This is a genomic window from Acinetobacter sp. WCHA45 (assembly GCF_002165255.2).
Taxonomy (GTDB): Bacteria; Pseudomonadota; Gammaproteobacteria; order Pseudomonadales; family Moraxellaceae; genus Acinetobacter.
Genome location: NZ_CP028561.1, coordinates 93,212 through 115,182 on the forward strand (window position 1 = coordinate 93,212; position 21,971 = coordinate 115,182).

At 40.8% G+C, this 21,971-nt stretch carries 21 protein-coding genes; 15 read left to right on the forward strand and 6 right to left on the reverse strand.

The genetic code is table 11. The features are described from left to right. The first annotated feature begins 79 nt into the window (after positions 1-79). Together gshA and CDG55_RS01630 are read left to right on the forward strand one after the other, a co-directional pair. Positions 80-1,657, forward strand: coding sequence for a glutamate--cysteine ligase (gshA, locus tag CDG55_RS01625; protein WP_087537255.1), 1,578 nt, complete (start codon positions 80-82; stop codon positions 1,655-1,657). Between the two features lie 18 nt (positions 1,658-1,675). Continuing rightward, positions 1,676-2,179, forward strand: coding sequence for a disulfide bond formation protein B (locus tag CDG55_RS01630; RefSeq protein ID WP_087537254.1), 504 nt, complete (start codon positions 1,676-1,678; stop codon positions 2,177-2,179). Positions 2,180-2,230: 51 nt separating this feature from the next. Here CDG55_RS01630 and CDG55_RS01635 read toward each other — a convergent pair whose 3' ends face one another. Beyond that, positions 2,231-3,577, reverse strand: coding sequence for a hypothetical protein (locus CDG55_RS01635; protein ID WP_087537253.1), 1,347 nt, complete (start codon positions 3,575-3,577; stop codon positions 2,231-2,233). 261 nt (positions 3,578-3,838) lie between these two features. On the opposite strand from CDG55_RS01635, the gene CDG55_RS01645 reads away from it, so the two are divergent. From CDG55_RS01645 to urtE, 7 genes are all read left to right on the forward strand, one after another. Beyond that, positions 3,839-4,426 (forward strand): YqiA/YcfP family alpha/beta fold hydrolase, encoded by a 588-nt coding sequence (locus tag CDG55_RS01645; RefSeq protein ID WP_087537252.1) that lies wholly within the window; start codon positions 3,839-3,841, stop codon positions 4,424-4,426. 17 nt (positions 4,427-4,443) lie between these two features. Then, positions 4,444-6,327 (forward strand): DNA topoisomerase IV subunit B, encoded by a 1,884-nt coding sequence (gene parE / locus CDG55_RS01650; RefSeq protein ID WP_087537251.1) that lies wholly within the window; start codon positions 4,444-4,446, stop codon positions 6,325-6,327. Between the two features lie 260 nt (positions 6,328-6,587). Then, a complete protein-coding gene (urtA, locus tag CDG55_RS01655; RefSeq protein WP_087537250.1) occupies positions 6,588-7,871 on the forward strand; it encodes an urea ABC transporter substrate-binding protein in 1,284 nt (427 codons plus the stop codon). A gap of 92 nt (positions 7,872-7,963) precedes the next feature. Then, positions 7,964-9,586, forward strand: a complete 1,623-nt coding sequence (gene urtB / locus CDG55_RS01660; RefSeq protein ID WP_087537249.1) for an urea ABC transporter permease subunit UrtB — start codon at positions 7,964-7,966, stop codon at positions 9,584-9,586. A 4-nt stretch (positions 9,587-9,590) separates the two neighbouring features. After that, positions 9,591-10,661 (forward strand): urea ABC transporter permease subunit UrtC, encoded by a 1,071-nt coding sequence (urtC, locus tag CDG55_RS01665; protein ID WP_087537248.1) that lies wholly within the window; start codon positions 9,591-9,593, stop codon positions 10,659-10,661. Next, positions 10,662-11,489, forward strand: a complete 828-nt coding sequence (gene urtD, locus CDG55_RS01670) for an urea ABC transporter ATP-binding protein UrtD (protein ID WP_004951221.1) — start codon at positions 10,662-10,664, stop codon at positions 11,487-11,489. Positions 11,490-11,498: 9 nt separating this feature from the next. After that, a complete protein-coding gene (gene urtE, locus CDG55_RS01675) occupies positions 11,499-12,197 on the forward strand; it encodes an urea ABC transporter ATP-binding subunit UrtE (protein WP_087537247.1) in 699 nt (232 codons plus the stop codon). Positions 12,198-12,220: 23 nt separating this feature from the next. Here urtE and CDG55_RS01680 read toward each other — a convergent pair whose 3' ends face one another. Both CDG55_RS01680 and CDG55_RS01685 read right to left on the reverse strand, forming a co-directional pair. Further along, the gene (locus tag CDG55_RS01680; protein ID WP_087537246.1) at positions 12,221-12,772 is read right to left on the reverse strand and encodes a GNAT family N-acetyltransferase; all 552 of its coding nucleotides are present in this window, start codon (positions 12,770-12,772) and stop codon (positions 12,221-12,223) included. 93 nt (positions 12,773-12,865) lie between these two features. Beyond that, positions 12,866-13,603: an outer membrane protein OmpK gene (locus CDG55_RS01685; RefSeq protein ID WP_087537245.1), complete on the reverse strand. Its 738-nt coding sequence runs from the start codon at positions 13,601-13,603 to the stop codon at positions 12,866-12,868. Positions 13,604-13,974: 371 nt separating this feature from the next. Between CDG55_RS01685 and CDG55_RS01690 the strand changes: the two genes are divergently transcribed. The 5 genes from CDG55_RS01690 (at position 13,975) to CDG55_RS01710 (ending at position 18,458) form a co-directional block, all read left to right on the forward strand. Continuing rightward, positions 13,975-14,349, forward strand: coding sequence for an HPF/RaiA family ribosome-associated protein (locus tag CDG55_RS01690; RefSeq protein ID WP_087537244.1), 375 nt, complete (start codon positions 13,975-13,977; stop codon positions 14,347-14,349). Positions 14,350-14,490: 141 nt separating this feature from the next. Continuing rightward, positions 14,491-15,036 carry an ankyrin repeat domain-containing protein gene (locus CDG55_RS01695; protein WP_005156927.1) on the forward strand — a complete coding sequence of 182 codons (546 nt, stop codon included), beginning with the start codon at positions 14,491-14,493 and terminating at the stop codon, positions 15,034-15,036. A 31-nt stretch (positions 15,037-15,067) separates the two neighbouring features. Continuing rightward, the gene (locus CDG55_RS01700) at positions 15,068-15,835 is read left to right on the forward strand and encodes a transporter (RefSeq protein WP_087537243.1); all 768 of its coding nucleotides are present in this window, start codon (positions 15,068-15,070) and stop codon (positions 15,833-15,835) included. Positions 15,836-15,912: 77 nt separating this feature from the next. After that, a complete protein-coding gene (gene dsbD, locus CDG55_RS01705) occupies positions 15,913-17,760 on the forward strand; it encodes a protein-disulfide reductase DsbD (RefSeq protein ID WP_087537272.1) in 1,848 nt (615 codons plus the stop codon). Positions 17,761-17,762: 2 nt separating this feature from the next. Continuing rightward, the gene (locus CDG55_RS01710; RefSeq protein WP_087537242.1) at positions 17,763-18,458 is read left to right on the forward strand and encodes a glutathione S-transferase family protein; all 696 of its coding nucleotides are present in this window, start codon (positions 17,763-17,765) and stop codon (positions 18,456-18,458) included. Positions 18,459-18,467: 9 nt separating this feature from the next. Here CDG55_RS01710 and CDG55_RS01715 read toward each other — a convergent pair whose 3' ends face one another. Then, positions 18,468-19,652 (reverse strand): GGDEF domain-containing protein, encoded by a 1,185-nt coding sequence (locus tag CDG55_RS01715; protein ID WP_087537241.1) that lies wholly within the window; start codon positions 19,650-19,652, stop codon positions 18,468-18,470. Positions 19,653-19,924: 272 nt separating this feature from the next. After that, positions 19,925-20,836, reverse strand: coding sequence for an alpha/beta hydrolase (locus CDG55_RS01720; protein ID WP_004679056.1), 912 nt, complete (start codon positions 20,834-20,836; stop codon positions 19,925-19,927). A 187-nt stretch (positions 20,837-21,023) separates the two neighbouring features. On the opposite strand from CDG55_RS01720, the gene CDG55_RS01725 reads away from it, so the two are divergent. After that, positions 21,024-21,461, forward strand: a complete 438-nt coding sequence (locus tag CDG55_RS01725) for a DUF2147 domain-containing protein (protein ID WP_087537240.1) — start codon at positions 21,024-21,026, stop codon at positions 21,459-21,461. Positions 21,462-21,517: 56 nt separating this feature from the next. Here the strand turns inward: CDG55_RS01725 and CDG55_RS01730 are convergent, their stop codons facing one another. Continuing rightward, positions 21,518-21,868 carry an arsenate reductase gene (locus CDG55_RS01730; RefSeq protein ID WP_087537239.1) on the reverse strand — a complete coding sequence of 117 codons (351 nt, stop codon included), beginning with the start codon at positions 21,866-21,868 and terminating at the stop codon, positions 21,518-21,520. Positions 21,869-21,971: the final 103 nt, after the last annotated feature.

Here is a 21,971-nt window from a genome sequence, read left to right on the forward strand (position 1 = left end):
TGTCGTTATAATTGGCAGAATAACCAAGTCGCGACCATTTATGTGGTTGGCTGATCTTAAATAAGCGAGCATATAAATTATGAATCAACCCAGCATACATTCTTCCTCTGTGATACCGACTTGTGTAGATGCTTCGCTATTAAAGGGGATGCTACGCGGTATTGAACGCGAAAGTTTACGTATGCAAAGCAATGGATTTTTATCACAAAAAAATCATCCAGAAGCTTTAGGTTCTGCACTAACACATCCGCATATTACGACAGATTATTCAGAAGCATTGATGGAGTTTATTACTACACCGAAAACAACCATCGCGGCTGCATTAGATGAATTAAGAGATATTCATAGCGTGGTACATCAGCAGCTAGAAGAAGGCGAAAGATTATGGCCACTGTCCATGCCGTGTATGTTGGATGATAATGAAGAAAATATTCGATTAGCACAGTACGGCACTTCTAATATTGGCCGCTTTAAAACCTTATACCGTCATGGTTTAGGTGTACGTTATGGCCGCCGTATGCAAACCATTTCTGGCGTGCATTACAATTTATCTTTTCCTGATCAATTGTTTGCAGTATTGCAACAACATGAAACCAAGCCAGAATTAAAACAACTCAGTTTGCAGGATTATCGTAGCCATCGTTATTTTGGCCTGATTCGAAACTTTATCCGACTTACCCCTTTAGTGATGTATTTGTTGGGTGCAAGCCCATCGGTCTGCCGCTGTTTCCTAACAGGCCGTGAACATCATCTACAGCCACTGGTCAAGGGCACTCTCTATTTACCTGAAGCAACTGCCTTACGCATGGGGCGCTTGGGATACCAAAATTCAGCACAAAAAGAATTGGGCATCCATTATAACGATCTACACGATTATCTTGATGGATTACAGAAAGCGGTACATACCCCTTATCCTGAATTTACCGATTTAGGTTTAAATGATAAACAGGGTGAGCCGATTCAAATCAATGATCACGTGCTCCAAATCGAAAATGAATACTACAGTCTAGTTCGTCCGAAACAAGTACCACAAGCAGGTGAAACCCCATCACAAGCTTTGAAGAATCGTGGTGTTGGCTATGTAGAATTACGTGCCGTAGATGTGAACCCTTATAGTGCGATTGGAATTGATGAAATTTCAGCGGGTTTTCTTGAAAGTTTAGCATTGTATTGTGTATTAAATGACAGTCCTGATTTATTTGCCGATGAACAGGAACAGATTGATCATAATCAAACTGAAGTGGTCAATCGTGGACGTGCAGTAGATGCTAAAATTATAGATGGTGAAACAATAGTTTCACTGCATGATTGGGCACAACGTCATTTAAATGCGATTCAAGACTGCGCTACTTTGTTAGATCAAATGGATGGTTCACAGTTATATTCTGAGGCAATCCAAGTGATGCAGCAGCGTTTAGATCATGTTGAAAATACGCTTTCCGCGCATGTGATTAAAGATACTTTGGATCATGGTGGGACATGGAGCTTTGGGAGTGTCATGGCTCAACAACATGTCAATCGTTATGAGCAACATCAGCTGAGTGCAGAAAGAGAACAATATTTTGCAGAATTAGCGCAAACATCGTTGCAAAAACAGGCGCAACTTGAACAAGATAACGACATCAGCTTTGAACAATATCTTGCGCAATACCGTTAAAATTTTAGAGGACTTCCCATGCGATGGACTTACCGCTTAGTTAGTGCATTATTGGTACTAACGAGTATTATTGGTATCTCGTTTGCGTTGTATTTAGAACATGTGCAAGGTTTAGAGCCTTGCCCACTGTGTATTTTCCAACGTATTGGCTTAATTGGAATGGGATTGATTGCCTTAGTCGCATTTATTCATAATCCGATTTCAAATGGTTTTAAACGTTTTTATGCACTATTAGCAACCTTATCCATCGGTTGGTCAGTGGGCGTTGCATCTCGTCATGTTTGGCTACAGCATTTACCACCTGATAAGGTGCCAAGTTGTGGTCCAGGCTTGGACTATTTAGTTGATGCATTGCCAATGAAAGCGGTATTTCAGGAAGTGCTTTCAGGTTCAGGCGAATGTGCAGTAATAGATTGGACTTTCTTAGGACAATCTCTACCCGTGTGGTCGTTGCTGTATTTTAGTTTGATCTTATTGGTATGTTTGTGGCAGTTGTTTAGACATTATAGTGTTGCTAAATAATAAAAAAGCCAACGATACGTTGGCTTTTTTTTTAGATCAAGAAGACTGACATCAGGTTTCTACGATGCCATCTAAATCATCAAAAGTATAATTATTCGGAACATTGATTAAATGTGTTTGGATACCTTCCTCAACGACTTCGTCAACATCGGGATATAACCAACGTGTAATCTGTTCAGCAACACTCGAATGGTACTGAATTTCAAAATGGTTTAAACCATAGAATACGGCTTTATGGGTTTCTGGTAATTTAAGTTGGAAGCGTGGATTTTGATGTTCACCTAGCGCACTTTCCACACTGACCAAATAATCGCCAATGACAGAGAGTGCTTTATTACGCAATTTCTCAAATTCTAAAGTACCTGCGATTAAGAAGGTATTGATATGAGAGGGTAATGGTGCAGGTTTACGATTATCATCAGCAAAGCCAATACGTGCATTATTATGTTCCCAATCGTCATCTCGAACACTGCCATGACGCAAATCTAAAATACCATTACTACGAATGTTGATCAGTTGACCAATTAAGCTAATAAAAGGGAACGCGCCCAATTTATCTTGCAAAATAAAACCAAAGCGTTCTAGCGCCGCACCATGATGTGGCGAACCAATACAAACTAAATTCTCAACCATATGCACCCATTGATAGAGATTCTGTTTGCCATAAAATAGGGCACTACGAGAAACCAAGCCACCCATACTATGTCCGATTAAATCAATGCTGGTGATTCTTGGATTCCGTTGTACTAAATCTTCAAGTACATTGGCAAAGCTTCGACCATTTGCAGAAATACGACGCCCTGTATTGTAGTTCAGATATAACATGGTGTTGTTGTCCCGTTGCGCAAGCAGACGTTCACCAATTCCACCATAACGGCTATTTGACCAGCTGAGATGATTCATACACAGACCATGTGTAAGAATGACAATACGACCAGTTAATTCACCTTGTTGTAATGATCCATAATGATCATAAAGCACCATAGGTAAAGCCATTGGGTTGTGTTGTTTTAAGAAAAAGTCTCCAAAAATCCCGTTTAATGCACCCACCACGAAATGCAGTGTTGGTGTCAGGGGTTTATCATGCAGCACAGGGAATTTTTCAATAATATGACGTAAACTTGGTGCAAGAAAATTGCTACCGTACTTCTGTAATGTGTCATAAGAAAATTGATAAAATTTTTGTAACTGTGGAAGTTTCTGTAATTTTTTAGCTTTTTGTGCGCTTAAACCAAGTGTTGTCCGTAACACTTCTGTTTGCACTAATTGCACCAATTCGTGAACACCACTTAAGCTGGTGCTCACAACTTGCGCCAAACCTTCCAAAACATCTGCCTGACTCGGGGGTGTACTGTCCCATTTGCAGTAGGTTTCATGCAGAGGCGTTAAACTTGGCATATTGATTTCCCCATCCTTGATATATACCGAAGGTTTGAAGTAATTGACTTAATATTCTTTAGATAAACTACAACAAACGCTTATATCTTATGTGTTTCATAAGTAATTTTTTTAGAATACTGATGAACGGAGCGCACTATCGTTTTTTGTGTCAGACAATATCAAGCTTAAATGTAATTTATATTGTTATTTATTTATCTATTAACCTAAATAATGTGATTTATTTGATAATAAGTCAAGCTGTTGTCTATTATGGTGCGTATGCTAATTATTTATTTACATGGCTTTCAAAGCAGCCCCATGTCAAAAAAGGGGCAACAATTAGAACAATATTGCACAAATGTTGAGCATGCTGATGTGCATTTACCTGATTTGAATAAACCGCCTGAACACGTTTTAAGAGATGTTTCTAAGCTGATTGAAAGTTTACCACTCGATCAAGTGAGATTGGTTGGAAGTAGCTTAGGGGGATTCTATGCGACATATCTTGTCGCAAAATATGGATGCCCTGCTGTACTGATTAATCCTGCTATGCAACCATGGCAGTTATTCGAAGATTTATTCGGGATTGAACAAATCCCACTCAAAGTCACTGATTCATGGACACTCGATGCCGACCAATTGCAGCAATTACAATCAATTGCTGACACGAAGTTAAAGCATGCTGATAAAATTCTTGTACTGTTGCAACGAGGTGACGAAGTCTTGGATTATCGTCAAGCACAACGTTATTATAATGCAGCACAGCCATCTGCATTGATTTTAACCGACGCTGATGGTAATCATGCAATGGATGATTTTGAAGAAAAATTACCTTTCGTACTCCGATTTTTATCGACAGCCCTCTAATAAGGAAGTCAGACCCAGTGACACAATACACGGCACAATCCCTTGAAGTTCTTTCAGGTTTAGATCCTGTTCGTCGTCGTCCCGGTATGTATACCGATACCTCACGTCCAAACCATTTGGCGCAAGAGGTGATTGACAATGCGGTGGATGAAGCACTTGCAGGACATGCCAATCAAATTTGTGTCACGGTCTATGAAGATGGTTCATTGTCAGTCGAAGATAATGGACGAGGTATGCCAGTCGATATTCATCCTGAATATGGACAAAGTGGTATCGAAATTATTTTGACCAAATTACATGCAGGCGGAAAATTCAGTACCGATAATTATCAATTTTCTGGTGGTTTACATGGTGTCGGTATTTCTGTCGTGAATGCTTTATCAACACGCGTTGAGGTTGCGGTACAACGCCAAGGTAACTTGTATCAAATGGCGTTTGAACAAGGTGAACCTGTTGCACCATTATCGGTGTTAGAAGGTAAAGTTGCGAAACGTGCGACAGGAACAACCGTTCGCTTTTGGCCAGAAGCAAAATACTTTGATAGTCCAAAATTTGCACTAAAAGCATTGAAGCATAATTTGAAAGCTAAAGCCGTTTTAGCGGCGGGCTTAAAAATTATTTATGACGATAAAATCAATAATGAAAAAATTGAATGGCAGTTTGAAAATGGTCTAGTCGACTATTTAATGGATGAACTTGAGGGTCGAGAGATTTTACCTGATCCTGCATTTGTCAGTAGTGGACAAGCAGAGCGAGCCGCGTGTGAATTTGCGATCTGTTGGAATGTCGAGGGGGGTGAGCAGATTCAGGAAAGCTACGTCAACCTGATTCCAACCGCGCAAGGTGGTACGCATGTCAATGGATTGCGTTCAGGGGTCACGGAGGCTCTACGCGAGTTCTGTGAATTACGTAATTTATTACCACGTAATATGAAACTTTCGGCAGAAGATGTTTGGGATGGGGTCAATTTCATTCTATCGCTGAAATTCCAAGAACCGCAATTTTCGGGGCAGACCAAAGAGCGTTTATCCAGTCGTGAAGCCTCCAATATTGTGCTGAATATTGCCAAAGATGCCTTTGCTTTATGGTTAAACCAACATGCTGAGATTGCAACGCAGTTAGCTGAAATGGCAATTGCTAAAGCTGGGCGTCGCTTAAAAGCAGCGAAAAAAGTGGAGCGTAAAAAGATCGTCTCTGGTCCTGCGTTACCCGGAAAACTGGCTGATTGTGTCGGTTTAACGCGTGAAGACAGTGAGTTGTTTATTGTCGAAGGGGATTCGGCAGGTGGAAGTGCTAAACAAGCGCGTGACAAGAATTTCCAAGCGATTATGCCGATTCGTGGAAAAATTCTAAATACATGGGAAGTATCTTCGGATGAGGTGCTCGCTTCTCAAGAGGTACATGATATTGCGATTGCCATAGGGGTTGATCCGGGTAGCGATGATCTATCTGAATTACGTTATGGCAAAATCTGTATTCTTGCCGACGCAGATTCTGATGGTCTACATATCGCGACATTACTCTGTGCCTTGTTTGTGAAACATTTCCCGACTTTAGTTGAAGATGGTCATTTGTTTGTCGCAATGCCACCACTGTATCGTATTGATATTGGTAAAGATGTTTATTATGCGCTAGATGATAGTGAACTCGAAAGCATTTTGAAAAAAGTGAAAGGTAATAAAAATCCGCAAATCACTCGATTTAAAGGATTGGGTGAGATGAATGCGAGTCAATTGCGTGAAACCACAATGGACCCAAATACGCGCCGTTTAGTCCAACTTGATTTGGATGATGCGCATTTTACCGCAGGGTTATTAGATAAATTGCTGGCAAAAAAACGTTCGAGTGATCGTAAGCATTGGTTAGAACAGAAAGGTAATTTAGCGGATATTGTGGTTTAAACGATTAGTTAAATGGATGAGTCAGCCAAGCTTGCATGCTTGGCTTTTCTTTATCTAGGGTCTAGCCATATTTAGGATAAATTAATCTGCATCATTTTAGTTCATCTCGTTCTTTTTGTATGCAATGTTGTATACAAGATTGGATTCTTATTTATTTTATTTAATAAATATTAAAATAAAACAATAGCTTAAATTGTTGGCATAAAAATTGAATAACTCCACTCAGTAAAAATCAAAAGATCAATCTGTGGAGAACAAAGATGCAAAACAAATTAATGTCAATGTCCGTTCTTATGGCAGCGATGATGGGGGTAGGACTGGTCGGTTGTTCTAAACCAGCCGAAAAAACAGAAGCAGCAAAAACAGAAACCAAGGCGGCAGCACCAGCCGCAAGTGGTGACACCATTAAGGTGGGGATTTTACATTCACTCTCTGGCACGATGGCAATTTCTGAGACCTCTCTGAAAGATACTGCATTGATGACCATTAATGAAATCAATGCCAATGGCGGGGTGATGGGTAAAAAACTCGAACCTGTCATTGTTGACCCAGCATCAGATTGGCCGCTATTTGCTGAAAAAGCACGTCAGTTAATTACTCAGGACAAAGTTGCCGTTATTTTCGGTTGCTGGACATCAGTATCGCGTAAGTCGGTTCTTCCTGTGGTTGAAGAGTTAAATGGTTTATTGTTCTATCCAGTGCAATATGAAGGTCAGGAACAGTCTAAAAATATTTTCTATACAGGTGCAGCACCGAATCAGCAAGCCATTCCTGCGGTGGAATATTTAATGGGTGATGAGGGGGGTAAAGCACAACGTTTTGTTTTACTCGGTACAGATTACGTCTACCCACGCACCACCAATAAAATCCTGCGTGCTTTCCTGAAGTCTAAAGGTGTTGCCGATGCAGACATCATGGAAGAGTACACGCCATTTGGTCATAGCAACTACCAAACTATTGTTGCCAATATCAAGAAATTCTCCGCAGGTAAAAAGACTGCGGTGATCTCCACCATTAATGGCGATTCCAATGTTCCTTTCTATCGTGAGTTAGGTAACCAAGGTATTAAAGCTGCTGATATTCCAGTGATGGCTTTCTCAGTTGGCGAAGAAGAATTACGTGGAATTGATACCAAACCATTGGTGGGTCATTTAGCGGCATGGAACTATTTCATGTCAGTTAAAAATCCGAAAAACACCGAGTTTGTGAATAAATTCAAGCAATATGCGGTGGAGTACAAACTTCCAAATGCCGATAAAGTTGTGACCAATGATCCGATGGAAGCGACTTATGTTGGTATCAATATGTGGAAACAAGCGGTTGAAAAAGCAGGTACAACGGACGTTGATAAAGTTCGTGATGCGATGGCAGGTCAAACTTTTGCTGCGCCATCAGGTTATACCCTCAAAATGGATGAAACCAATCACCATTTACATAAACCTGTGATGATCGGACAAATCCGTGGTGATGGTCAATTTGATGTGGTTTATAAAACGCCTCAAACCATCAAAGCTGAGCCTTGGAGCCCATATATTCCTAAATAATTGTTCCATGCAACCTGCTGTTTTGGCAGCAGGTTTTTCTTAGTTTTATTTCTGATTGATTGGTTTAAATAGAAAATATAAGGGGGAGTCTTATGGCGAAACACTATGTTTTGGCAATGCTCTGCATCATGGCACAGATCATGTTTAATCCTGCATGGGCAGAAGTTACCTCACCAACAACCGTGACGTCTACAACTTCTCAGGATGCCATCCAAACTTTTGTTAAATCTGACTTTGCTACTCGCCGTGCCATGTTGAATCAATGGCCAGCCAGTATTGAGCAACTCGATCAATTGGTCGCGTATATTGATCAAAATGAGTTATATACCGATAGTTCAGGTCATACTTACATTTTAAAAAACGATGAAAAACTATTAAGTTATCCGCAATTGCAAGCCATCGACACTTGGCCCTCAGATTTATCTCAAGTGACGCTGGTCAATACTTTACGTAAGGCACTGAACTTTGGACAAGCCAAAGTTAAACTCAATTCAGACGATGCAGCACAACGTTTAGCTGCGGTGGACATTTTAGAAAATAATTTAGATGAGCTCGATGTATCAACGATCAAACAACTCTATCTCAATGAAAAAAGTGAAGCGGTTAAAGCACGTTTGGCACAACTGAAAGCACGTTTAGATTTTAATAGCTCAGATGAGTTTACTAAGATCGAAGCAGTAAAAGTTTTAGGGGATTCGAATCGTCCCGATGTATTCGCATTGATTAACCAAAGCTTACAACAGCCACAAAGTAATCCTGCATTAAAAGCAGCTTTGCTTGAAGCACAAAATAAAATTAAAACGCGCATTCAAATCAGTGAATGGTCAGGGCATGTATTTTCAGGTCTCAGTACCGCTAGTATTTTACTTTTAGCAGCGCTTGGTCTTGCAATCACCTATGGTTTGCTTGGTGTCATCAATATGGCACATGGTGAACTCATCATGATCGGTGCTTATACCACTTACGTCATTCAAAGTTTTTTTAAAACGCACTTTGCAGGCTTGGTTGATTGGTATTTATTGGCTGCGATTCCTGCTGCATTTCTGGTGAGTGCGTTGATCGGTATGTTGATTGAACGTACTGTGATTCGCCCGTTGTATGGTCGCCAACTAGAAACATTATTGGCAACCTTTGGGGTGAGCTTAATCTTGATGCAATCGGTTCGCATGATCTTTGGTGCACAGAATGTTGAAGTGTCGAATGTCGCATGGCTCAGTGGTGGTATTGCCCTGACGCCAAGCTTGATGTTGCCATATAACCGTATTGCGATTATTGGTTTTACTGTGGCGGTCTTACTGCTTTTAGTTTTCTTATTAAATAAAACCCGTTTCGGATTATTTATCCGTGCTGTGACACAAAACCGTCAAATGGCGCGTGCCGTGGGCATTCGTTCTGCACGTATCGACATGCTGGCATTTGGCTTAGGTTCAGGCTTAGCTGGATTGGCAGGTTGTGCGTTAGCACAAGTCGGCAATGTCGGCCCTGATCTCGGGCAAAACTACATTATTGATGCCTTCCTTGTCGTTGTCGTCGGTGGTGTGGGTCAAGTATGGGGGGCAGTACTTGCAGCCTTAGGTTTAGGGATTAGCGGTACAGTTTTGGAGATTGGTCTAGGTGCGGTTTTAGCAAAAATTATTCTCTTGGTTCTTGTGATTTTGTTTATCCAAAAGCGTCCACAAGGTTTGTTTGCCATCAAAGGTCGTTTCGTGGAGTAAGCCAATGAAAATCACTTCTTTATTTGCAGATAAACCGTATAGTGCAATTGCGATTGCCGTATGTTTTGCCGTGTTATTGAGCTTACCGTGGTTACATCTGTTATCCCCTGATTCGACATTTTATCTGTCAGCGTATTGGATTACGTTGATTGGCAAAATCATGTGCTTGGCTTTGGTCGCTTTAGCATTGGATTTAGTGTGGGGCTATGCGGGGATTTTAAGCTTGGGGCACGGTTTATATTTCGCCCTCGGTGGTTATGCCTTTGGCATGTATTTGATGCGTGAATCCGCAGGCGATGGCTTACCTGATTTCATGCGGTTCCTCAGTTGGACAGAACTCCCTTGGTATTGGGTGGGCACTGAGCATTTTGCTTGGGCGATGATCTTGGTTTTATCTGTGCCTGCATTAGTTGCCTTTATTTTTGGTTTCTTTGCTTTCCGCTCCAAAATCAAGGGTGTGTATTTCTCAATTATTACCCAAGCCATGACCTTTGCAGCGGCACTCTTGTTCTTCCGCAATGAGACGGGTTTTGGTGGTAACAATGGCTTCACGGGTTTTAAAACCTTACTCGGTTTTGATATCACTTCAGCGCCGATGCGTGCCACTTTATGTTTTGTCACTGCTTTGGTTTTGATGCTGTGTTTTATCGGCTTACGTCAACTGATGAATCGTCCTTATGGTCGAGTGCTTGGCGCGATTCGTGACAGTGAAAACCGTTTGCAATATTTGGGCTATCGCACACTGTGGTACAAGCTTTCAGCATGGGTGCTATCGGCAGTGATTGCAGGTATCGCAGGGGCGTTGTATGTGCCACAGGTGGGCATTATTAACCCAAGTGAAATGAATCCAGTCAACTCGATTGAAATGGCAGTGTGGGTTGCCGCAGGTGGTCGTGGTACCTTGATTGGACCGATTCTTGGTGCAGGTTTAATCAATGCTGTGAAGACTTATTTCACAGTTGCAGCACCAGAAGCATGGTTATTGATCTTAGGTGCTCTATTTATCGTGGTGACGATTTTCTTACCGAAAGGTGTGATTGGTTTATTTGACCGTTTTAAAAAGGAGAGCAATTAAATGAGTGATTTATTCGTAGACTCTGCTCAACATGGCGGTCAACTCGGCGAGGGTTATGGACGCGCCAAAACTGAGGGCGCAGACTTTAGTCATGGGATTGCCTTGTATTTAGAAAAAGTCAGTGTGTGGTTTGATTCGTTTCGTGCGTTAAATGATTTATCACTGTACATCGCTGAGGGTGAATTACGCTGCATCATTGGACCTAATGGTGCGGGGAAAACCACATTAATGGATGTGATTACAGGGAAAACTCGTCCAACCACGGGCACTGCTTTTTTTGGACAAAACTATGATCTTGCCAAAATGAGTACCGAGGAAATCGCAGAAGCTGGGATTGGACGAAAATTTCAAAAACCAACGGTATTTGAAAATTTTACAGTCATGGAAAATTTACTACTCGCTGCACCACGCGATAAGCGAGTGAAAAAAAGTTTGTTTAGCCGACTTGATCCAGAAGCACAGTTAGCACTGGAGGAAAGTTTGGAGCAAATTCGCTTAAAGGAATTTGTAAAAAAGCCCGCAGGATTATTATCGCATGGTCAAAAGCAGTGGTTAGAAATCGGTATGTTATTGATGCAACGTCCGAAGCTGATTTTATTGGATGAGCCTGTGGCAGGAATGACTGATGCGGAAACAGAACGCACTGCTGAATTGTGTTTGGAATTGAAAAAAAATCATACGCTGGTGGTCGTGGAGCATGACATGAGCTTTATTGACACTATCAGCGAGAAAGTTACGGTATTGGCGCAAGGCGCAATTTTGGCAGAGGGCACATTGGCAGAGGTACAAGCCAATGAAGATGTGATTGAAAAGTATTTGGGACGCTAGGAGACTGCCATGTTAGAAGTGAAAGAAGTTAACCAGTTTTATGGTGGTAGTCATATTCTGCGTGACGTGTCTTTTCAAGCGCCTGTAGGGGAATGCAGTGTCGTTCTAGGACGGAATGGCGTTGGTAAAACCACGTTGCTGAAATGCTTGATGGGGATTCTCCCGATTAAATCAGGGCAGATTTTGCTAGATGGCAAAGATATTGCCAAAATGTCCCCTGAGCAACGAGTACGTGCAGGATTGGCTTACGTGCCGCAAGGACGAGATATTTTTTCAACTTTAACCGTAGAGGAAAATATCTTAATTGGTATGGCGAAATTTTCAGGTGCGAAAACGCGGAAAGTACCGAGTCATCTCTACGAAATTTTTCCTGTCTTGGATGAAATGAAGCATCGCCGTGGTGGAGATTTGTCAGGTGGTCAACAGCAACAGCTCGCGATTGCGAGAGCGTTGGCTTCGGAGCCAAGAGTCTTGATTTTGGATGAACCGACTGAGGGGATTCAGCCCTCGATCATCAAAGACATTGGTCGAGTGATTCGTAAATTAGCAGATCAAGGGGAAATGGCGATTGTCTTAGTCGAGCAGTTTTATGATTTTGCTGAAGAGCTTGCAGATAACTATACGGTGATGGCGCGTGGACAAGTGATCGCACAGGGGCAAGGTGCGGAAATGCCTGAAAAGGGAATAAGGGAATTGGTGGCGATTTAATAAAAGCCTCGTAAGAGGCTTTTTTATTGAGTAGTTGAAAGTTGTAGCTGCATCCAAACCAAGTCACGCCATTGTCCAAATTTTTGTCCCACTTGTGGCATATAGCCAGTTTGAATAAAACCAAGTTGTTGATGTAATACGATTGAACCCATATTTTCACTATCAATCGCAGCCACCATGATATGCATGTTTTGTTGTATCGCGAGATGGATCAGTTGTTGCATCAAGGCTTTGCCTAGACCTTGACGTGCGTAGCTTGGATCAACAAAAACAGAATGTTCGATACTCTGACGATAGCCGCTGATACTACGAAATGCAGCATAGTAGGCATAGCCAGCAACTTTATTATGGTGTTGGTCTTCAACCACAATCATTGGGAATTGCTGCTGTTGCATGTCTTGAAAACGTTGTTGATATTGTTCTAAAGCAACAGCTTGATCGTTCCAGTTGGCTGTACCCATCAGGATTTCATGATTATAAATCGTAAGAATCTGTTCCAAATCATTTATCGTGGCAAAACGAATTTGATAAGGTGAATGCAAAGGATGTGCTGCAAGCTTAAGTTTGAATGGCATGGATGAATTAATGAAAGTTCACATATTCTGAATATGCGTGATTGCAAAAAAAACAGCAAGACTAAGCTTGCTGTTTTTCAATTGATTGACTGTTTAGAAATGATATTTCACTAAAGCACTGACATTGTTTTCGTCGCTGCCTTGGATACCAAATTTGTTATTCCAAACAGAGTGTTCAATACCTAAATATAAACGTGTTTCAGGTGAAATATGTTTACCAACATTCCACTTATATTGAGTCGTCCAGTTGAGTTCACTTGCGTGACGCTCGTTACCGTCGTGTGCAGCACTTGACCAGTCAAGGAAACCATCGACCAAGAAATCTTCAGTTGATACTTTAAATGGCAATGCATAGGCAATCGTCATTTGATAGTCATCAGCAGTTTTTTCATTATTGGCACGGTAAAAGTTTATATTCGCATATTGGAAATATGGAATTGCTAAATCAAAGCCTACGCCGTACAAGAAGTTGTCAAAGTTATTGCCATTGGCACTATTGCTTTCCCATGTTGTTGAGATCAACACATCTTTGACTGGGCCGAAAGCAAGTTTTTGACCAGAAATTTCGCCTAAGCTCAAACGAGGAGAAAGTTCGAAATAGGTACTTTTGTTGTCGTCACCACCACGCATACGATCCATAAAGAAGAATACGTCGGCATATTGTACTTTTGCAGCGTATTCGACAGTTAAAGTCGTTTGTTTTTCATCGACAACTTCATAGTTCTCACCGTATAAACCAGTGAGGCTAAAATCTTGCCAAATAGGCTTTGCCTGAACGAAAGCTGCTGTAGATACCAATAAACAAGTCGCTGCAAGTTGCTTCAATTGCATTTAAAAAATCCCCCCAAAAATGGCGTGTCAAGCATACAAGGAATTAAGCAAAAATAAAGCCAAATTTGACCAGATGCTCAAAAGATTTGTATAGAGCCGACCAAAAGAAAAAAGCCAATGAATTTAAAAATCTTTTTGATCAAGTTTTAATAAAAATGTCAAAAATCAGCTTGCATATTTGTTATGAAAGTCAGATATTGGAGTTATAGAAGATCTTCTTAACTACTGAAAAGCAACAGATGCGAAGCAAGGAGACCACAAGCATTTACATAATCAGAATATACAACTGCACTGAATGAATGCATGCTCAAAGTGTGCCAGATAACAAAGTTTTGTAGCACCGTCTCAATAGAAAAGAGAGGAAGATATTTATGAATATTGAAATCCGTACAGATAAGAACATTCAAGGTAGCGAACGTTTAATTAGTTATGTCCGTGCAGAACTTACGCAAGAATTTCAACGCTATAGCGAGCGTATTACACATTTTTCGGTTCATATTAGTGATGAGAATGGGGAGAAAACGGGCGATCATGACAAACGTTGTATGATCGAAGCTCGTCCAGCAGGCCTGAAACCTGTTGCTGTGACAAACAAGGCGGCAAATATCGATGCATCTATCCATGGTGCGATTGATAAACTAAAACGCAGCCTGGAACATTTATATGAGAAAAAAGACCATCACCGTGGTGGTTTACCAGAATATGTTGACGTCGATGACGATGTAAAAGTTGATGATGAAGCGTAAAGATAAACGCGAAAAAAAAGTCCAGTTTTGGGCTTTTTTTTTGTGTATATCAAATTTATACATGATTTTTAGGTTGTTTTATAAAATCCTGTCGGGATATTCGGCATAATAGAAACATTAAATACATTGTGAGAATTGGTCATGTTAAGTAAGCAACAGCAGGCCTTGGTGCAAGCCATACAAAAACTCGATTTAGACCAAGTGCAATCTTTACTTGCTGAAGGACTCGACCCGAACTTTATTGATCCTGAACATGGTTTCCCAGTCTCTATTTTATGTGATGGCTTATTTGTGTGGTGGGAGAATGTCTGTGAAGCTTATGAAGCAGGTCAGCCATTGACTGAAGCAGACAAACAACAACAATTACAAGTTTATCAAGACATTTTAGAAGCATTAATTCAAGCGAAAGCCAATCTTCATTTATGGGATGCGGAAGAGTTTTATGGTCCGCTTTGGGATGCTGCAAGTTCAGCATGCGCACCTGTGGTTCAACGCTTACTCGATGAAAAAGTCGATCCAAACACAAGAGATGAAGAGGGTCTAACGATTTTGTCTTCAATTAGCCAACTGTTTTTTGATTGTGATTTTGATGAAATTGACTGGTCAGAATCTTTGGTAGAAGAGCGTGAAACACTCGAATTATTACGCAAACATGGCGCAAAAATGTCAAAAGAGCTAACGGCATAACTCTAGCCAACAAGATATAAAGGGGAGAACAATGGAAAAGTTTCAAGTATTAGGCTTGGTTGCTGCATCAATCATGACAACAGCAACATTTGCAGCAGAATTTTCTTTTGACCGTCCTGGGGCTGGCATGGGCACGGGGATTACGCCAGTAGGGCATTTGGCTTGGGAACAGGGACTACCCTCGGTCAGCTATCAGCAGGACAATGTTGCTGGGGCAAAAGACAAAACCTTAACCCTGAATGCAGATATGTTATTGCGTACAGGTTTAGCTGATGGTTTGGAATTACAATTGGGTTGGCAAGGGCCAGTTTGGCAGCAACATAAATATGCAGGCATGAAAAAAGAAACCAACGGTTTAGGTGATGTCAGTATTGGTTTGAAAAAGGCGATTAATTTAAAAGATGATCGTTTAACAATGGCATTGTTAGCAGAAGCGATTATTGCGACTGGCAATGATGAATTCACGAATCAAGATGATATTTATAGCCTCACTTCAGCAGTTGCGTATAAGTTCAGCGATTTGCTGGGTACATCAATTACCATGCGTTATGAAGCACAAAACAGTGATTGGGCCGTGACTGCAATTCCAACCATTGATTATAAAATTGCGGGTAAATTATCTGGTTTTTCAGAGTTTGTTTATCGTAAAGCAGAAAGCCAAGACTATGAATATGGTTTAGGAACAGGTTTAGTCTATAGCTTAAATGATCGAGCTCAACTTGATGCCAGTATAGGTGTGGATTTGAATGGCGATCAAAAAAGCTATAACGGTGGTTTAGGTTTATCTGTTTTATTCTAGTCAAAATCTCCGCTAACTTTTGAAATCATTCTACAAAATGAGTCTTAAGTTATCGGAAGAGTTACAGTGAGATGAACATGAAAATGTCTGTTCAGGGTGGGTACATTAGCCAATTAATGCGCTACTTTTTGGCTACTTTATTGTTGTTATGTACGTCTTTGGTTTACGCTCAAGACAATCTATCAGCACCGTTACTGACTCCTGAACAGGCATTTGCATTTTCAGTTGAATCGACCAAAACCAATCAAGCGCGGTTACACTGGACCATTCAGCCTAATTATTATCTCTATCAACATAAATTTGAGGTTCAACAAGGCAATCAACCTGTTACGTTGAAATTACCCAAAGCAATTGAACAGTACGATGAAAACTATGGTCATAGCCAAGTTTATTATCAGCAAGCAGAGTTTGAGATTAGCACTCAAGCGTCTCAACATTATCGTGTTACATGGCAGGGTTGTGCCAAAGACCGTATTTGCTATCCACCTCAAAATATTGAATTTCAAACCGATGCTGATGGGTTGGTCAGTGTCGAAAATGTCAGTTCTAATTCACAAAAACGTTTTTTAGATGTTGCTCGTTCTGCGAATAGCTTAAATGCTCAGACCGCAGAGACGGATGAACTTACAACTGAAAAATCTAATGATGTAAAGCTGGATGATTCAACCAATATGGCGCAAGACCAACAGTGGTCAAGCACATTGGCACAGCACTCTCTTGCTTATAGCTTGTTATTATTTCTAGGTTTAGGAATTTTATTGGCATTTACGCCGTGTTCTTTACCAATGTTGCCGATTTTGACCTCATTGATTGTTCGTGAACATAAAGGCGTTAAAGCGTGGACGATTGCACTTACTTTTGTATTTAGTATGGCAATGATCTATGCCGTATTGGGTTTAATTGCCTCTGTGGCAGGGCTAAATTTCCAACGATGGTTACAGCAACCTGCGACATTAGTTGCATTTAGTCTATTGTTCGTTGTATTCGCTTTAAATCTGTTTGGTTTATTTGAATTGAAACTGCCGCAGAAATGGGTGAATCGCCTCGACCAAATGCAGTCAGTGCAACAAGGTGGGACTTTGCTTGGTGCAAGTATCATGGGCATGATCTCAGCATTGTTAGTCGGTCCGTGTATGACTGCACCTTTAGCGGGTACATTACTCTTTATTTCACAAACGCAAAATCAGTGGCAAGGTGCTCTACTATTATTCACCTTGGGATTTGGTATGGGTATTCCATTACTGCTTGCCAGTGTTCTAGGTGCAAAGGCACTACCGAAAGCAGGGGAATGGATGCATCAAATTAAGGTTATTTTTGCCTTTTTGATGTTGGCGTTAAGTATTTATTTTATCCGTCCGTTATTACCTGAATTAGCGATTCAAATACTTAGTCTTGTATTGGGCATGGCATTTATTGGTTTCGCGATATATCGTCTGTTTGTGAAGAAAGGGCAATTACAGTGGTTATATGCATTGTTGCTGATGATCTCAGTTCCGTTTTTAGCTTTTAACCAATATCAACATATTCAAAATTTAAGCGCAGTTCAGGCAGATAAATTAGCAGAGTGGCATGTCGCAACAACCGCTGCTGATTTTGAGCGGATTCTAGCCAACGCACCCAAAGATCAGGCCATTGTGATTGATGTGTATGCAGACTGGTGTGTGGCTTGTCAGCCCATTGAGCATCGTGTATTAAAAGATGCAGAAGTTCAACAGGCATTATCTCACTATTATTTGATTAAACTTGATTTAAGTCATTATGATGCGTCGCATCAGGCTTTATTAAATCAATGGGACATTTTAGGACCGCCAACCTATTTATTTTTAGATCAAAAACAACAAGAAGTACGTTCGCTGCGTTTAACTGGTGCTTTTCAAAAATCAGAATTATTACAACAACTCACCTTGCTGAAAGGGAAATTATAATCATGTATCAATTGTTTATTGGAAATAAAAATTATTCAACTTGGTCGATGCGACCGTGGATTTTATTCAAACAACTTGGCATTCCATTTCAGGAGCATTTAATTCAATTTGATAGTTTTGAACCTAATAGCCAATTTAAAACTGAGATTTTAAAATTGAATTCAACGGGCAAAGTCCCAACACTCATGCATGATGATTTGATTATTTGGGATAGTCTCGCGATTTGTGAATATATTGCTGAGCAGCACCCTGAACAGGCATTGTTACCACGGGATAAAACATTACGGGCAAGGGCGCGTTGTATCAGTGCGGAAATGCACAGTAGCTTTCAAAGTTTACGTAATTTGTGTCCAATGAATGTTGAGGCTGATTTGTCCCATATTGGAAAACAGCTTTGGGCTGACCATGAGCAATTACGGAATGACGTCGCTCGAATTGATCAAATTTGGTCAGAGCGACCAAGTGAAGAGCAGTTTTTATGTGGTGAGTTTAGTCTAGCCGATGCCTTTTATGCGCCTGTAGTAATGCGTTTTGAATGTTATAAATTACCCATCTCTGCTTCTAGCCAAAGTTATATGCAAAAGATATTGGCTTTGGCATCCGTTCAGCAGTGGATTGCGGCAGCGAAGCAAGAACAGATGTTTGTGCCTTTTGATGAGCCGTATCGGCAGCATCGACTACAATATTTACAGTCTTAATATGCACGGCTATTTACAATAAATTTGCACTTGATTGCGCCCAGCGGTTTTAACTGCATACAAGGCTTGATCGGCTTGACGGATAATTTGCTGCGGTTCACTGGCGTTTTGCGAGCTGCTAACGCCAAAACTGGCACTAATGCTAAACGGTTGCTGTTGCTCGTAAACAAAGTTTAACTCGGTCAGCGCAATGCGACAACGCTCTGCCACGTGCTGTGCTTGCTCTGTGGTGGTATTGGGCAATAATAAAATAAATTCTTCGCCACCAAAGCGTCCAATCATGTCTTGCTCACGCACATGCTGTGCTAAACATTCCGCCACCTGAATCAGTACCTGATCGCCCATGTCGTGGCCATAATTATCATTAATATGTTTAAAATGATCGAGGTCGAGCAACACCACCGAATATAAGGCTTTGCGCTGTTGATGCAGTTGCTCTAACTGATTTGCAATACTGCGTCGATTCATGACATTGGTCAGTGGGTCAATACGGCTGAGCGTTGCAATGGTGGCTTCACGAATACGCCATTGAGTGAGTAAAATTTCAAACAAAAACCAACAAGACAGTATCAACGGTACTAGAAAGAACAATAGGCTTTGTAGCCAAAATGGATGCAAAATGGTCTGCTGCATGGCCTGCATGTTGAACAATGGTGCATAGGTAATGCTCCCGATCATGCTCAGGTAATTACATAACAACAGAAAAATGGTGGCAGGGAACAGCGAAAAATAGACAACTCTGCGCTCAAATAAAATTAAGCCAACACCAGCCCAACCGACATAACCGACCATAGTAGTGGGGCTAAAACTTCCAACAAAGTAACCATGTAAGAGCAACACCAATGTAAACAGCTGCACACTGAGCATCGGCATGAATTTTTCGACCCAGCGCTGTTGACTGCAAAAATGACAAAGCAGTAATAAGCCGATAAAAACCGACATAAATATCATACCCAACGACAAATGCGTATGAATAACTGCTAAGTTGACCCATGGGTAGAATTGCGGGTGGTACAAGACAAACAAGTCCCAAGCCAACATAAACAAGTTGATAAATATACTAAGCGACAGTATAAGCATGGTTTTATTGAGCAGTGTCCAATTCCTCAACAGTTGATTTTGAAAAAAAGACACAATGCCCCAACCCTGTACCGGGTCGGTTGCTCGATTCCAATTCAAACGAATCTTGACCATTGGCATGCATCCTTATATGCAATGAGATTCCGTAGAAACTGTAGAGTTGTCCTCAAAATATTGAAGAATAATAATTAAAATAACAATAACATCTTTGGAATGAGAAAAAAGTCTAGTTCTAGGCTTTTTAATGCAAATTATAACGGGAAAATTTTTTGAAAAAAGGGGGGTGATGTGAATATCCAATCAGATTTATTTTATGATGACAAAATTAAATTAACAGTGACAATGGTCAGACATAGCTGACCATTTTTGCATAAAATTTAAGCGGCCTAGTCACGGTCAAGTGAATGGGCGAAATCCGCAATATCCGCCAGTGCCTGTTTTGCTTCAGGGAACCATGCATTGAACATCTGGAAATTATGCCACATGCCTGTGTAAAGTTTAAAGTGTACTTTGACTCCAGCTTTTTCAGCTTTTTCTCTAAAGCGTTTTGAATCATCCAGTAAAATTTCTTTTGAACCGACTTGCACCAGTGTTGGCGGTAAGCCTTTAAGATCATCAAATAGAGGAGAAACACGCGGATCATCCGCTTGTACACCATCTTTTAAGTAATGATTAATTCCTGCTTGTAAGGCTTCAATAGAGAGCAGAGCATCATGTTTTTGGTTAAAGCGTAATGATTCACTGGTGAGGGTCAGATCTAAATAGGGTGACATTAAAATTAAACCGCTTGGCATGAGGTCAGGTTGTGCTTTTAATCGTAAGCACAATGCCAACGCGAGATTGGCACCACAAGAATCCCCCGAAATAATAATATCTTTGGGTTGGATACCTTGTACCAGAAGCGCCTGATAGACATCAAAAATGGCGTCAATTGCCTCAGGGTAGGGATGTTCAGGCGCAAGCGGATAATCCATATGAACCACTTGCATTTGCGTGCGCGCAGCAATATCAGTCATAAGGGCCCGATGCGTACTTAAACTCCCCAGGAAAAAAGCACCGCCATGAATATGAAAAATAAGTTGTGTGGCAGACGCTTGTGCCTTGATTTCTTCACCACGCACGCCTGCTAAGCGCAATGGTCGAATTTGTACTGTGGGATTTTGGGGGAATAGACGACAAAGTTGGTCAAGCAAGGGGCGTAAAGCATTTGGGGCCAAATTAAACTGACTTGGCGTGCGAATGGTCGCTTTTAGTAGCGATTCAGTAAAATAATATTTCCAGACAGTACCAAATTTCATAATTTTTCCATATTGTTAGTTCACTATATAACTAAGAGAGTTTTGACTCATGTGTCTTGCGCTGTAATTACAGCAATGTTTTGTTGTTGCTCAGGCTATACCCAATAGTCATAATCAAGCATTGCAATATTGATAGAAATTCTCAATACTTTTAGTCTTGAAAAGACCCCTTAAGGATATTACAAAAATGAAGAAAATTGCTTTAGCACTAGGATTACTCGGTTTAACCGCTTTTGCCAATGCGGCAGATGCATTAAACGGTAGCGTTTGGCAGACAATCGATGATGAAACCAAGCAGCCAAAGGCGATTGTGAAGTTTACTGAGCAAAAGGACGGTTCATTAACAGCGTCTATTCAAAAGTATTTAGTTCCAGGGCAGGAAGATGCCTGTTCTAAATGTGAAGGAACCTACCACAACAAACCACTTAAAGGTGTGACGATTGTGCGTAACCTGAAGAACGTGGGTGGAACAAATTATGATAATGGTTCAATTCTTGACCCTAAAAACGGCAAAACCTACAAGTTGAAAGCTGAATTGACCGAGGGTGGCAAGAAGCTAAAACTACGTGGCTATATCGGTGTTGCAGCACTCGGTCGTAACCAGACTTGGGTTCGTGCCAACTAATTTGAGTTTGAACTGAAAAAACCGAGTCCTGTGACTCGGTTTTTTATTTTATTTCTTTAAGCGGAGAGGTTTTGATAAGTCGCTTCATCAAAGCCAATTACAAAGCCTTCAGGCGTTTGTAAAACGGGACGTTTAATCAAACTCGGCTGAGCAATTAAAGTTTCAATCAAATTTTCCTGATTACTTGTTGCATGAGCCTGTTCTGCTTCGGTTAATTTACGCCAAGTCGTACCTTTTTTATTTAGAACCTTATCTGCGCCAATCTCTTTTAGCCAAATTGCTAAAGTGTCGGCATCAATCCCTTGTTTTTTATAATCATGAAATTCGTAAGAAATTCCTTTTGCTTGTAGTGCATCAAAGGCTTTTTTCATCGAATTACAATTTTTAATTCCATAAATTTTAAACATACTGAAAACCATAACAACACAATGAAAGATATGCGTTAAAGCCTAACTTAAAAGGCAGGGAATGTACCAGTTGAAAATTTTTATCAAGTGAATCGATGTTATG

What these genes read in the sequence shown, in the direction of transcription:
- gshA (WP_087537255.1), top strand. Translation starts at nt 80, where the DNA reads ATGAATCAACCCAGCATACATTCTTCCTCTGTGATACCGACTTGTGTA.
- CDG55_RS01630 (WP_087537254.1), top strand. Translation starts at nt 1,676, where the DNA reads ATGCGATGGACTTACCGCTTAGTTAGTGCATTATTGGTACTAACGAGT.
- CDG55_RS01635 (WP_087537253.1), bottom strand. Translation starts at nt 3,577, where the DNA reads ATGCCAAGTTTAACGCCTCTGCATGAAACCTACTGCAAATGGGACAGT.
- CDG55_RS01645 (WP_087537252.1), top strand. Translation starts at nt 3,839, where the DNA reads ATGCTAATTATTTATTTACATGGCTTTCAAAGCAGCCCCATGTCAAAA.
- urtA (WP_087537250.1), top strand. Translation starts at nt 6,588, where the DNA reads ATGCAAAACAAATTAATGTCAATGTCCGTTCTTATGGCAGCGATGATG.
- urtB (WP_087537249.1), top strand. Translation starts at nt 7,964, where the DNA reads ATGGCGAAACACTATGTTTTGGCAATGCTCTGCATCATGGCACAGATC.
- urtC (WP_087537248.1), top strand. Translation starts at nt 9,591, where the DNA reads ATGAAAATCACTTCTTTATTTGCAGATAAACCGTATAGTGCAATTGCG.
- urtD (WP_004951221.1), top strand. Translation starts at nt 10,662, where the DNA reads ATGAGTGATTTATTCGTAGACTCTGCTCAACATGGCGGTCAACTCGGC.
- urtE (WP_087537247.1), top strand. Translation starts at nt 11,499, where the DNA reads ATGTTAGAAGTGAAAGAAGTTAACCAGTTTTATGGTGGTAGTCATATT.
- CDG55_RS01680 (WP_087537246.1), bottom strand. Translation starts at nt 12,772, where the DNA reads ATGCCATTCAAACTTAAGCTTGCAGCACATCCTTTGCATTCACCTTAT.
- CDG55_RS01685 (WP_087537245.1), bottom strand. Translation starts at nt 13,603, where the DNA reads ATGCAATTGAAGCAACTTGCAGCGACTTGTTTATTGGTATCTACAGCA.
- CDG55_RS01690 (WP_087537244.1), top strand. Translation starts at nt 13,975, where the DNA reads ATGAATATTGAAATCCGTACAGATAAGAACATTCAAGGTAGCGAACGT.
- CDG55_RS01695 (WP_005156927.1), top strand. Translation starts at nt 14,491, where the DNA reads ATGTTAAGTAAGCAACAGCAGGCCTTGGTGCAAGCCATACAAAAACTC.
- CDG55_RS01700 (WP_087537243.1), top strand. Translation starts at nt 15,068, where the DNA reads ATGGAAAAGTTTCAAGTATTAGGCTTGGTTGCTGCATCAATCATGACA.
- dsbD (WP_087537272.1), top strand. Translation starts at nt 15,913, where the DNA reads ATGAAAATGTCTGTTCAGGGTGGGTACATTAGCCAATTAATGCGCTAC.
- CDG55_RS01710 (WP_087537242.1), top strand. Translation starts at nt 17,763, where the DNA reads ATGTATCAATTGTTTATTGGAAATAAAAATTATTCAACTTGGTCGATG.
- CDG55_RS01715 (WP_087537241.1), bottom strand. Translation starts at nt 19,652, where the DNA reads ATGGTCAAGATTCGTTTGAATTGGAATCGAGCAACCGACCCGGTACAG.
- CDG55_RS01720 (WP_004679056.1), bottom strand. Translation starts at nt 20,836, where the DNA reads ATGAAATTTGGTACTGTCTGGAAATATTATTTTACTGAATCGCTACTA.
- CDG55_RS01725 (WP_087537240.1), top strand. Translation starts at nt 21,024, where the DNA reads ATGAAGAAAATTGCTTTAGCACTAGGATTACTCGGTTTAACCGCTTTT.
- CDG55_RS01730 (WP_087537239.1), bottom strand. Translation starts at nt 21,868, where the DNA reads ATGTTTAAAATTTATGGAATTAAAAATTGTAATTCGATGAAAAAAGCC.